This is a genomic window from Serratia sp. FGI94, assembly GCF_000330865.1.
GTDB classification, from domain to species: Bacteria; Pseudomonadota; Gammaproteobacteria; order Enterobacterales; family Enterobacteriaceae; genus Serratia_B; species Serratia_B rubidaea.
In genome coordinates this window covers 479,935-492,288 of the sequence record NC_020064.1, presented here as the reverse complement: position 1 = coordinate 492,288, position 12,354 = coordinate 479,935, and the positions used below count along the sequence as shown (strand labels likewise).

At 62.2% G+C, this 12,354-nt stretch carries 10 protein-coding genes; 3 read left to right on the top strand and 7 right to left on the bottom strand.

Translation table 11 applies throughout. From position 1 onward, the window contains the following. Nucleotides 1-30: 30 nt before the first annotated feature. From D781_RS02185 to D781_RS02155, 7 genes are all read right to left on the bottom strand, one after another. Entirely contained in the window at nucleotides 31-2,421 is a 2,391-nt protein-coding gene (locus D781_RS02185; protein ID WP_015670671.1) for a family 20 glycosylhydrolase, read from the bottom strand. Between the two features lie 157 nt (nucleotides 2,422-2,578). Next, nucleotides 2,579-3,256: an SDR family oxidoreductase gene (locus D781_RS02180; protein ID WP_015670670.1), complete on the bottom strand. Its 678-nt coding sequence runs from the start codon at nucleotides 3,254-3,256 to the stop codon at nucleotides 2,579-2,581. Then, nucleotides 3,253-3,717 carry a YhcH/YjgK/YiaL family protein gene (locus D781_RS02175; RefSeq protein ID WP_015670669.1) on the bottom strand — a complete coding sequence of 155 codons (465 nt, stop codon included), beginning with the start codon at nucleotides 3,715-3,717 and terminating at the stop codon, nucleotides 3,253-3,255. The genes D781_RS02180 and D781_RS02175 overlap by 4 nt, the downstream gene beginning before the upstream one ends. Next, nucleotides 3,717-4,913, bottom strand: coding sequence for an exo-alpha-sialidase (locus D781_RS02170; RefSeq protein WP_015670668.1), 1,197 nt, complete (start codon nucleotides 4,911-4,913; stop codon nucleotides 3,717-3,719). The genes D781_RS02175 and D781_RS02170 overlap by 1 nt, the downstream gene beginning before the upstream one ends. Nucleotide 4,914: 1 nt before the next feature. Continuing rightward, nucleotides 4,915-6,330, bottom strand: a complete 1,416-nt coding sequence (locus tag D781_RS02165) for a sodium:solute symporter family protein (RefSeq protein WP_015670667.1) — start codon at nucleotides 6,328-6,330, stop codon at nucleotides 4,915-4,917. Nucleotides 6,331-6,416: 86 nt separating this feature from the next. Continuing rightward, the gene (locus D781_RS02160) at nucleotides 6,417-7,301 is read right to left on the bottom strand and encodes a dihydrodipicolinate synthase family protein (protein WP_015670666.1); all 885 of its coding nucleotides are present in this window, start codon (nucleotides 7,299-7,301) and stop codon (nucleotides 6,417-6,419) included. A 14-nt stretch (nucleotides 7,302-7,315) separates the two neighbouring features. Beyond that, nucleotides 7,316-8,467 carry an iron-containing alcohol dehydrogenase gene (locus tag D781_RS02155; protein ID WP_015670665.1) on the bottom strand — a complete coding sequence of 384 codons (1,152 nt, stop codon included), beginning with the start codon at nucleotides 8,465-8,467 and terminating at the stop codon, nucleotides 7,316-7,318. A gap of 363 nt (nucleotides 8,468-8,830) precedes the next feature. On the opposite strand from D781_RS02155, the gene D781_RS02150 reads away from it, so the two are divergent. The 3 genes from D781_RS02150 to treB all read left to right on the top strand — a co-directional run bounded on the left by D781_RS02150 (nucleotide 8,831) and on the right by treB (nucleotide 12,290). Next, on the top strand, nucleotides 8,831-9,619 hold the full coding sequence (locus D781_RS02150) for a DeoR/GlpR family DNA-binding transcription regulator (protein WP_015670664.1): 789 nt from the start codon (nucleotides 8,831-8,833) through the stop codon (nucleotides 9,617-9,619). An 83-nt stretch (nucleotides 9,620-9,702) separates the two neighbouring features. Next, complete coding sequence (gene treR / locus D781_RS02145) at nucleotides 9,703-10,650, top strand: trehalose operon repressor TreR (protein WP_041411965.1); 948 nt, start codon at nucleotides 9,703-9,705, stop codon at nucleotides 10,648-10,650. 224 nt (nucleotides 10,651-10,874) lie between these two features. After that, nucleotides 10,875-12,290 (top strand): PTS trehalose transporter subunit IIBC, encoded by a 1,416-nt coding sequence (gene treB, locus D781_RS02140; RefSeq protein ID WP_015670662.1) that lies wholly within the window; start codon nucleotides 10,875-10,877, stop codon nucleotides 12,288-12,290. Nucleotides 12,291-12,354 lie beyond the last annotated feature (64 nt).

Genomic DNA, 12,354 nt, shown 5'->3' with positions numbered 1-12,354 from the left:
CGGCGGGCCGGAGACGGCCCGCCCGGTTGCTCAGCGCACCGTCAGGCCGCGCAGCAGGGTTTCCAGCGGATAGACCGCGGCGATGGTCAACTCATCGCGCACCTGCGCCGCCGCGTCCAGCTGCTGCTGGATCTGCTCCGCTTCACGCTTGCCCAGCGGCTTGCCCTGCCGCCAGCGATCCAGCAACGTCAGCCCCAGCTCCGCCAGCGCGTTGACGTCCTGCGCCACCGGCGCCAACTCTTTCATCAGCACGTTGCCGCCAATCAGCCGCTTCACCGGCGTCGCATTCTGCTGCCAGCGCAGCAGGCGGCTGCGCAGCGCCTCGGCGGCCACGCGGTTATCGCGATCGCGCAGCAGCGCCTCCACCTGCTGATGCATCTCGCGCACCGCCCGACTCTCCGGCGGCAGCGCGTCCACCAGCCGGTTCAGCGGCTCAAACTGATGGTAGTTGCCCGCCCGGAACTTGAGATGCTGACGCGTGTAATACTGCGCCGGCTCCAGCGCTTCGGCCAGCGTTTGCAGCGGCATAATCTCGACGCTGTTGGCCAGGCGGGTGAACTCCCGCGCGGTTTCCGCATGCTGCTGCAGACCGACGGACACCACCGACCAGGCGTCCACCGCCGCCAGACGGCGGTACATGTTGTTCTCATCGGTAACGTCCTGCGCCGACCACAGCCGCTCCGCTACCGCAAAGGCGCGCGGCCACAGCTTCAGATCCAGCAGCGGCGCACGCACGTTCTCCGCCCACAGCGCCGCCTCGCCGCCGAGAATATTGGCCTGCTGCTTGACGCCCGGCACCACCGGCATTTTGCCCTCCGGTGCCGCATCCAGCCGGCTGCCGCTGGTGGGGTAACGCACGTTGCCCAGCAACGTATAGCCGCTGAGCTTGTCCCCCTGCAGGGTGACGACCGGACGGGTGTCACCCATCCAGGTATCCAGCCGGAAGCTCACCTGCTGCGGCGTACGCCAGATAATATCGTGCAGCGCGCGGCGGGTTTTGCCGTCGAAGTCGATAAAGCCGCGCCAGCCCTGCCGGCCCTTAATCAGGGTAAAGCTGCCCGCCACCGCGCTGCCCTTCAGCCGCGGGATCTCAAAACGCCAGCTTTGCGCCTGCTCGCCGGCCGCGATCTGAGTCTCAACCCCGAGCGGCTGCGGCAGCACTTCATTGCGATAGTGGTAGGCGGTGCTCTGCGGCTGATCGAGATAGAAGCCGGTGGACAGAATGCCCTGATAACCGTCCTGCGCGCTGGCCCCCAGCGAGTCCGGCCCCTGCCAGGACTGGATCAGGATGGTGCGCGGCAACGACGGGTGGTAGATCTCGTCCCAGCCCACCATGCGTCGCTGATGGCGCTCGAGGATCTTTTCCAGCCGCTGATTAAACCAGGCCTGCAGCGCATGGGCGTCCGCCAGCTGATGCTCACGCATCAGCGCCTGCAGCGTTTTCGACTGCTGCCACTGGCTGGGATCGACCTCATCGCCGCCGATGTGTAGATAGGGATCGGGGAAGATCGTCGTCAGCTCGCCGACGATCGCGTCAATAAACTGATAAACCTGCTCGTTGCCGGGATCCAGCGTCGGCGCATGCACGCCCCACTCGCGCTCCATCTGGTACGGCCCCGGCGCGCTGATCAGCTCCGGGTAGGCCACCGCGATGCTGGAGGCATGACCCGGCAGATCGACTTCCGGCACCACGCGGATGCCGCGCGCCGCGGCGTAGGCCACCACCTGCTGCATCTGCTCGCGGGTATAGAACTGGCCGTCGCTGGCCAGTTGCTGCAGCTTGGGATAGCGCGCGGAGGCGAAGCGCCAGCCCTGATCGTCGGTCAAATGCCAGTGGAAGACGTTTAGCTTGGCCGCCGCCATGCCGTCCAGCTGGCGCAGAATATCGCTGACCGGCAGGAAATGGCGCGCCGAATCCAGCAGCACGCCACGCCAGGCAAAGCGCGGTTTGTCATGGATGCTGACCAGCGGCAGGAAGGTGTTGTGACTATCGGTCTGCACCAGCTGCAGCAGGGTTTCCATGCCGCGCAGCGCGCCGAAGCGGGTGGCGGCGTTCAGCGTCGCCCCCTGCGGCGTCACCGACAGCCGGTAACTTTCATCGCTGTCCGGCAGCGGCTGGGCCGAGACCTGGCGCTGGATCTTCACCGTAATGGTGCTGGCCTGCTGCGTCGTACCCGGCACCAGCGTCCAGCCGGTCTGTAGTTCAAGACGCTGGCGCCAGCGCGCCGGCGCGTCCCCCAGATTATCGCCCTCCACCTGTAGATTGATGCGAGGCGTCAGCACCAGTTTGCCCTGCGGCTGGGCGATCTCCACCTGCTGCGGCCACGGCATTAGCGGCAGCTTGCCCGCCGGTTGCGCCAGCGTACCCAGAGGGCAGAGTAACGACGTCGCAAGCAATGTATAACGAAGCGGTTTATGCATCAGAAATTCCTCAGAGGTGCCAGTAATCAACGAAGTACAGCAAAAAATAAGACAAAACCTGAGCATAATGGAGAGCACGCCGCCACCGGCAAACCGGAGGGCGAAAAGGAGGGGTGGATCACAACATCAACGCGGGCGCCTGCCGCCCGCGGTCAGATTACAAAGATGCGCCGCCGCATATCACCATCTCCTGTCCGGTGATGGCGGCGGCGGGTTCCGCAAGCAAAAAAGCCACCAGCGCCGCGACTTCCTGCGGCTGAATATAGCGCCCGATGGGCGGCAGTTTCGGCGGTGAGCTTTGCCGGCCGGGCTGCTCTAGCATCGGGGTCTGCGTCGCGCCCGGCGCTACCACGTTGGCGGTAATACCGCGCGGTGCCAGTTCCGCCGCCCAGCTGCGCACCATCCCCACCATTGCCGCCTTGGTCGCCGCATACTGACTGCGGCCGGCGGCGCCGCGGGACGTCCGGCTGCCGAGCAGCACGATACGGCCGCCGGCGGACATACTCGGCGCCAGCGTCGTAACCAGCGTTTCCGCCGCCAGTACGTGCAGCTGCCACAGCCGCCGGCTCGCCGCTTCATCCAGCTCGCCGACGGGGGCCGCATGCATCATCCCCGCCGCATGCACCACCGCCTGCGGCGGCGGTAAATCGGACAGCGCCGCCGCCAGCGCATCACTGTCGCACAGATCGACCTGAAGTGAACGATAGCCGGCCTGCTCCCGCGCCACGTCCCGCCGGCTGAGGCCGGTCACCCGCCAGCCCTCATCCAGCAGCCGCTGGACAATAGCGGCGCCGATCCCGGAGCTGGCGCCGGTTACTAACGCATGCCGGGTCATACTTCAGCCTCCAGCAGATGAAGAGCGACTTTAAACACCGCTTTGCGCACCCGCGCTGGCGACCCGACCGCGCACAGCGCCTGATGTGCCTCACCGGGATAAAACACGGCAAAATCCCCCTGCCGCAGGTGCAGACGATGCGGCAACTCCGGCTGCGGCACAATAAACAGATCCGGTTTTTTCTCGCTGCCGCCCGCCGAGCGCCGGGGAGAAAAATGAATGATTTCCTCCCCCTCCAGCACCAGCTGAATATCCAGATACTGCCGGTGATATTCCGTGTGGCGGCTCTCTGACGGGGCGGTTTGCGCCGCGCCGATATGACAGAACCAGCCTTCGCCCTCCAGCCGGCCGTCCGCGGTGGCCAGCAGCGCCGGCAGGCTGTGGGCGGGCTGATTCAGGATGCGCTGCAGGCTGGCCGGCAAACCGGGCAGCTGCAGATCGTGCAGATTACCGGCGATCATCACGGCGCTCCTTCGCCGGTGACCCAGCGCTCATCCACACACACATACTTAATTGCCTGACGGAAATAGGTATAGGCAATATGCAGCCGTCCGTCGTCGCCCTGCTTGATGGTCGGGTAGGAGAACTCCCGGTTCAGCTTTTCGCGCGAGTTGTTGGTCATGCAATAGCCGTCGCCTTCGTCAAGATTACGTTGATACGGCCAGCTACGGCCACCGTCACGCGAGATCGCCAGCGTCATCGGCGCACGCGGCGCGCCCCAGAATGCGCTGCGGCCGTCGCCCGGCGCCGGAATCGCCGCTTCTGCGCCGCCGTCATCATCTTCGTCCTCAATTTCGTCATACAGCGACGTCCGGCGCTCCAGCGCGCCGCTGGCGCTCATGGCGTTAAACACCAGCGCCAAATCGCCATTACGCAACGTGGTCAATTGAATCGAGGAGTTATTGTTGGGTAGCGCGGTCGGCTGCGGCGCGGACCAGCTGCGACCGCCGTCCACCGAACGGCTTTGATAGATAAAATCGGCCCAGCGGCTGCGGTACAGCGCCAGCAGCGAACCGTCCTGCAGCAGGGTGATATTCATATGGACGCAGCCGGTGCTGTCCGGCACCGCCACATCATGCCAGCTTCGTCCCCGGTCGCTGGAGATTTTCACCGCGCTGTCGTCGTGGTTTCCCACCCATTTCTCACCCGGCGCGGTGCGGCAGTAGAAGACCGGCAGCAGCCAGTCGCCGTTGTCCAGCACCACGATCGGCTGGCGGATAAAGGTGCCCGGCTGTTCCAGCAGCGTGGCGATCTCTCCCCAACTGGCGCCCAAATCGCGCGACTGGCGATAGCGCACAAAGGCCGTATCCTGATTGCCCGACTTCTGCGCCGTCCACAGCAGCCAGAGCACGTTGTCCGGATCGAGGAACAGCACCGGATTTTGCTCCGATCGGGACTCATCGTCCGACAGTTTTACCGCCGGCGTCCACTGCTGCTGCCCCTGCGGCAGGCGCGAACTGTAAATCGAAATATCGGCGATGCCTTCCTGCGTGCCGGCAAACCAGACGCACAGCAGATCGCCATTAGGCAACGGCAGCAGGTTGGCGGCATGGTTCTGCGGACACGCCGAAGGCAGCATCGCGCTCTGACGTCCGGTATCGCCCACGACGGGGCTGACCCGCCCGGTACGTTCAACGGTGAGGGTTTCCTGACTCATATTAGGCTCCATCGTTTTGAATATTTTGTTTAACTTTCGCCCCTGCCGCCTTGCCAGGCAGCAGCATATCAATGCCCATGATCGCCGCCGGCGTAATCAGCGCGATATACATGTTATTAATGCCGAAAGGATCGCCCAGCAAATACCAGACGGAGGTCATCACGCAGGCGCCAATCAGTCCGGCATTGGCGCCGCGCGCGCTTTTGAAGAACGGCAGATAGAAAGCCACCACCGCCACCACCGAAATCGACAGGCGGATAGCGCGGGTAAAGAAGGAGAGCTTCAGCACTTCCGGCACCAGCAGCACAAAGATCAGCGGCAGGAAACCGATCAGCAGCGACAGCCAGCGCGTCATTTTAAATTCACGCTCCGGCGTCGGATTGCGGTAAGGCACATAGAAATCCTTCACGATCAGCGAGGCGATCGCCAGCGCCACGGTGCTGACGCTGACAAAGATCGACGCCACCAGCGAGGTCGTCACCACCCCGGCCAGCCACGGGCTCATGTCCTGCAAGAATACCGGCAGGGCATACAGGCTATCGATATCCGGGTGCAGGTATTTAGCGGCCACGCCGATAATCGCGATGGCGATGGCGATCGGCAAACAGAACAGGAAGGCCACCCAGGTGGCGCGCTTGGCCGACGCGGCGCTTTTGGTCGAAGAAATGGCCTGAATAACAAACTGGGTGCAGAAAATCGAGCCAATGGTGCCAATCAGCCAGGCCACAATGGTGCTGGCGCCAATATTACCGTCCCAGGTCCAGTAGAAGTCCGGCATCTGCTCCACCATCGGCGTAATACCGCCGGTCATATGCAACGCCACCCCGAGAATAACCAGAATGCCGAAGTATTTGATGGCGCTGTGCAGCAGGGTGACCCAGGCCATACCCTTCATACCGCCGAAAGCGAAATAGAAGGTGCTGACCACTGCGGTAATCAACGCCGCAACCGGCAGATTCACCTTCAGTACCGTGGAGATCGCCGCCGCGCCGCTGACATAGTTGCCGACGTTCACCAGCAACAGCGCGTAAATCATGATCAGCGAGATAATATTTTTGGTGGAGTTGCCGTATTTCTCGGCGATCGCGCCGGAAATCGTGATTTTCCCCGTGTTATAGATGCGTTTGACCAACAGCAGGCCGAACAGCGGGAAACCGATCGCCGCGCCGATCACGGACCATGAGGCGGCAAAGCCGCCCTCAAACGCCGCCTGCGCGGTGCCGATGGTCGATTTGGCGCCGATATATTCGGACATCAGCAGCACGCCGACGATAAAGGCCGGCATAGCGCGCGAGCCTTCCATAAAGTCGCCGGAACTTTTACTACGCAGCCGGTAGGTCAGCCAGGTGGTAAACAGGATGTAGACCACGACGATACCGACGATGATCAGAGTACCTTCAGCCGTAAACTCTTTCATTTTTGCCTCTCTCGGGACATGGCTCCCCCTGAGCGATGCGAGCATCGCCCAAAGATGGCCTAATCGGTCAGAAACAGCGTGATGGGTTAGCGCAAGTAGGTATCCAGAATCTGGCGGATGCGCCGTTCATCATCGGCAGTAAAACGCACCGCGTAGCGGCTTTCGCCCACCGCATAGCCCAGCAGCGTCAGCGCCTTTTTCACCGCCGCCGGCGAGAAGGCCACGCTGTACAGCTCGGTGCGCAGCCCGGTGACGCTTTCCTGCGCCTGGCGCGAGCCGTCAATATCGCCGGTCTGGAAACGACGCCAGATGGCGTTGATTTCCGCCGGCGCGACGTTCGCCAACCCGGAAATACAGGCTGAACAGCCATCGACAAAGCCCTGATGAATCAGCGAGTCCGGCCCGTTGAGCACATCGAAACCTGTCATGCCCTCGGCGGCCTGCAGGAAGCCCCGCAGGCTGTCGTAGCTGCCGGCGCTGTCTTTGATGCCGATGATGTTCGGATGCTGCGCCAGACGGCGCACCGTCTCCGGCTGCAGAGTATTGCCGGTGCGCGCGGGAATGTTGTAGAGGAAAATCGGCGTCTCCAGCGCATCGGCGACCTGCCGATAGTGATCGGCCAGTTCATCCTGCGTCAGCGGAATAAAATAGGGCGTAATTACCGAGACCGCGTCCACGCCAAGCGCCGCCACCTGCTTACCCAACCGGATGGTGTCGCGCGTCGAAATTTCGCCAATATGGCCCACCACCGGCGCTGCGCCGTTGACCTCATCCACGCAGGTTTGGGTCAGCGCCAGTTTCTCCCGTTCATTCAGCACAAAAAACTCGCCGTTGGTGCCGCCGCAAAAGATACCGTTGCCCGCCGTCAGCTGCCGCCGGATCTGTACGCGCATCGCCGCCGGGTCAAAATCGCCCTGCGCGTCAAAAGGCGTGACAATCGCCGTCAGCACCCCGTCAATTTTTCTTGTCATGACAATCCCCACTCTTATTCAGCCTGTAATGCCGGGAACAACGTCAGGTAGACATCGCGCACGTCGGCGGCGCTGACTGACATCGGCACGTTCTTCATCAGACGCTGCACGTTCAGCGCCCCCTCAACCAGATGCGGCAGATGCTCGGCGCTGATGCCCAGCTCATCCAGGCTGGCAGGCAGCCGCAAACGTTTAACCAGATCGGAAAAATACGCCACCAGCGCATGCGATTTCTCTTCCTCGCTCAGCGTACGATCCGCCTGCGGCAGCAGGTCATAAGCCTGGGCAAACTTGCTCACCGCCGCCGGGCGCACCATGCGCATGCACGGCACCAGCAGGATGGCGTTGGCCACGCCGTGCGGAATGTGGTACTTGCCGCCCAGCGGGTACGACATGGCATGCACCAGATGCGTGCCGGCATGGGCGATGGCGGCACCGCCGTAATAGGACGCCCACAGCATATCGAGCTTGGCCGCCAGGTTATCCGGCGTCTCGACCGAGGTTTCTAAACTGGCGAACAGCTTTTTCAGCCCGATCAGGGCGTAGTTATCGCTGACCGGGTTGGCGACGGTAGCGGTAAAGCACTCAATCAGATGGCACAGAGCGTCAATACCGGTGGAGGCGGCAATGTGCGCCGGCATGCTGGTGGTCAATTCCGGGATCAGCGCCACATAGTCGGGCAGCATAACCGGGGAAATAATACCGACCTTGGTCTGCTGTTCCGGAATGGCCAGGATGGCGTTGGGCGTCGCCTCCGAACCGGTGCCGGCGGTGGTAGGAATCAACAGCGACGTGACGCGCCGCTGCGGTTTCTCCCCGGCCAGCAGCGCTTCCAGCGTCGGCGCCTCGTCAACACACAGCACGGAGAGCAGCTTGGCAACATCCAGCACGCTGCCGCCGCCCAGGCCAATCACCAGATCGACATCCCGCGCGCCGAGCGACTGCAGAACCGCAGCAACGTCGTGCTGGCTGGGCTCCGGCGGAATCTCATCCACAACGGTCAATGCGCAGTCGCCGGCGTGCAGCTGCGCCATCAACTGCTGCGACGTTGCGATACGCGCGATGTTTTTATCCGTAACCAGCAGAACGCGGCGTTTGCCCGTCAACAGGTAGCCGATGTCATTGAGTGCCTGATAGCCGCTTATAAGGGTGCTGTTGATGTTCATGGCTCTTACCTATTCTCCTGTTTCCTGCCGACCCGGGTGGGGAGTGATGATTGCAATTGCTCAACATTGTTCGATAAGCATCACGCTATTGATGTAATTTATACGTTAATATTTGGTTAATTTATTTGAACTTGCTCACACATAATCAAATGTGATTAAATTCAATCATTACTCAGGAAAAACCAGGGGACGCACATGGTCAGGAAAACAGCGATGCCGAAAACGGCCACGGCATCTACCGGCGCAGAGCGCGCCAATAACGCCGCCGCAGCGACGCCTTTGCTCGCATCTGGACAGCTAAAGAGAAGTCTGAGAGCATGACGATCTCCATCCGAATCGCCGCACAACTCGCCTAGGGATAGTATGAAGGGACAAAGTCGCCTCGATCAGATTATGGATTATCTGAAAAGCCATAATCTGGTTACCGTTGATCAGTTGGTGGCCGCAATTTCCGCTTCGCCGGCCACCATTCGCCGCGACCTGATAAAGCTCGACCGCGAGGGCGTCATCAGCCGCAGCCACGGCGGTGTGACCCTGAATCGGTTTATTCCCGCTCAGCCCACCACGCTGGAAAAACAGCAGCGCAACCAGCGGGAAAAGCAGGCCATCGCCCAGGCGGCGGCGCAGTGGGTCAACGCCGGCGACAGTCTGGTGCTGGACGCCGGCACCACCATGCTGGAGCTGGCGCGCCAGCTGACGCACCTGCCGCTGCGGGTGATCACCGCCGATCTGCGCATCGCGCTGTTTTTATCTGAGTTCAAGCAGATTGAGGTCACCATTATCGGCGGACGCATCGATGAAAGCAGTCAGTCCTGCATCGGTGAACACGGTCGCCGCCTGCTGCGCGGCATCAACCCGGATATCGCCTTTATCAGCTGCAACTCCTGGTGCCTGGAAAAAGGCATCACCGCGCCCACTGAAGAAAAGGCCGGTCTGAAGCAAGATCTGCTGGCCAACGCCTCACGCCGTATTCTGCTGGCGGACAGCAGCAAATATGGCGCCTGGTCGCTGTTTTGCGCCTCACCGCTGGCGTCGTTAACCCATATCATCACCGATAGCCGGCTATCGCCGGAGCTGCAACAGACGCTACACGGCCAGAATTTTACGCTCACCCTGGCGGAGTCACCCACCGGCGACCGCATACCCGGTTAGTATCCGTGCGGGAAAATGCGCTATTCTGACCGGCAGAACCAATGATGACGTTTACGCCTCTCAACCCTAACGATAAACAGATCATGCAAAACCGGCTGACCATTAAGGACATCGCCCGCCTCAGCGGGGTAGGAAAATCCACCGTTTCACGCGTGCTGAACAACGAAGGCAGCGTGAGCCAGCAAACCCGCGAACGGGTGGAGGCGGTGATCCGCCAGCAGGGCTTCACCCCGTCCAAATCCGCGCGCGCCATGCGCGGCCAGAGCGACAAGGTGGTCGGCATCCTGGTGTCGCGGCTGGACTCGCCGTCGGAGAATCAGGCGGTGCGCACTATGCTGCCGCTGCTGTATCAGCACGGCTACGACCCGATCGTGATGGAGAGCCAGTTCGACAGCCGGCTGGTGCAAGAGCATCTGCACGTGCTGGCGCAGCGTAACGTCGACGGAGTGATCCTGTTCGGCTTTACCGGCCTTGAGACCGAGATGCTGCAGCCGTGGCAGGAAAAAATGGTAGTGATGGTGCGCGAGTATCAGGGCTTCTCCTCGGTCTGCTACGATGACGCCGGCGCGGTCAATCTGCTGATGGATCGGCTGCGTCAGCAGGGACACCGCCATATCAGCTACCTCGGCGTCCAACAGTCGGACGCCACCACCGGCGCGCGCCGCTACCAGGCCTATCTGGACGCCTGCCAACGCCACGGCCTGACCCCGCACGCGGCGCTGGGCGAACTCAGCTATCAAAGCGGCTTCCAACTGGCGGCGAAGGCGATCGCCCCGCAGACCCGCGCGCTGATCTGCGCCTCTGACAGCATCGCCCTGGGCGCCATCAAATATCTGCAGCAGCAGCAGATCGCCGATATCCAGGTGTGCGCCATCGGCAATACCCCGCTGCTCAGCTTCCTGTTCCCGGACACCCTGTCGGTGGAGTTCGGCTACGGCAGCGCCGGCGTACAGGCGGCGCTGCAGCTGCTGGCCCAGCTCAGCGGTGACGCGCCGATCCGCCGTATCGTGGTGCCGAGCAAACTCTCTTAACCGCGCCTGCCGCGCCGAATCGTCAGCACGACGCTCACCCCGCTCTGTGCCGCTATTTTGTGATCTTCATCTGGTTACGGGAACGTTCCCATTTTCTAACCGCGGCGAAATGACTAAGCTTTGATCGGCTTCACCCTACTTACCTCTGCGTGCCGTGCCGGCCCCGCTCGCCGGCGCGGCATACGCATAACAACGCCAGATATACCCATAGAAAGGTATTCATAATGAGCAAAGTAAAACAGCAGGATATCGATCGCCTGATTGCGCTGGTCGGCGGTCGCGAGAATATCGCCACCGTCAGCCACTGCATTACCCGGTTGCGCTTCGTGCTTAACGACCCGGCCAAGGCCAGCCCGAAAGAGATCGAAACCTTACCCATGGTGAAAGGCTGCTTCACCAACGCCGGGCAGTTCCAGGTGGTGATCGGCCCGGAGGTCGGCGACTACTATCAGGCGCTGATCGCCAGCGCCGGCGTCAACGAGGCGGACAAAGAGCAGGCTAAAACCGCCGCGCGCCAGAATATGACCTGGTCCGAGCGCGCCATCTCCCACTTCGCCGAGATCTTTTTCCCGCTGCTGCCGGCGCTGATCAGCGGCGGTCTGATCCTCGGCTTCCGCAACGTGATCGGCGATATTCCGCTGTCCGACGGCCAGACGCTGGCGCAGTCCAGCGCCGGCTGGAAAACCGCCTATGACTTCCTGTGGCTGCTGGGCGAGGCGATCTTTATGTTCCTGCCGGTCGCCATCTGCTGGTCGACGGTGAAAAAAATGGGTGGCACGCCGGTGCTAGGCATCGTGCTGGGCGTAACGCTGGTGTCGCCGCAGCTGATGAACTCCTATCTGCTCGGCCAGCAGGTGCCTGAGCTGTGGAACTTCGGCTGGTTTACCGTGGAGAAGGTCGGCTATCAGGCACAGGTGATCCCGTCGATCCTCGCCGGCATGGCGCTCGGCTGGATTGAAACCCGGCTGAAAAAGTGGGTGCCGGATTACCTCTATCTGGTAGTGGTGCCGGTGCTGTCGCTGCTGCTGGCCACCTTCCTGGCCCATACCCTGATCGGGCCGTTCGGCCGCATGATCGGCGACGGCGTCGCCTGGGCGGTCAAGGCGGTGATGACCGGCAGCTTCGCGCCAATCGGCGCCGCGCTGTTCGGCTTCCTGTATGCGCCGCTGGTGATCACCGGCGTGCACCAAACCACGCTGGCGATCGATATGCAGATGGTGCAGAGCATGGGCGGCACGCCGGTCTGGCCGATTATCGCCCTGTCCAACATTGCGCAGGCCTCGGCGGTGCTGGCGATCATTATCGTCAGCCGCAAGGCCAATGAGCGCGAGATTTCGGTGCCGGCGGCGATCTCCGCCTACCTCGGCGTCACCGAGCCGGCGATGTACGGTATCAATCTGAAATACCGCTTCCCGATGCTGTGCGCGATGATCGGCTCCGCCTGCGCCGGCCTGATCTGCGGCCTGGCCGGGGTGATGGCCAACGGTATCGGCGTCGGTGGCCTGCCGGGCATTTTGTCGATCAAACCGCAGTTCTGGCTGGTGTTCGCGCTGGCGATGCTGGTGGCCGTGGTGGTGCCGCTGGTGCTGACCATGCTGGTGTACCGGCGCAAGGCGCGCCGCGGCGAACTGCCGGTATAGCGCGTCATTTATGATGAATGTAGGGGCCAGGCGCGCCTGGCCCGCTGTCACAGTCAAAAGGTAT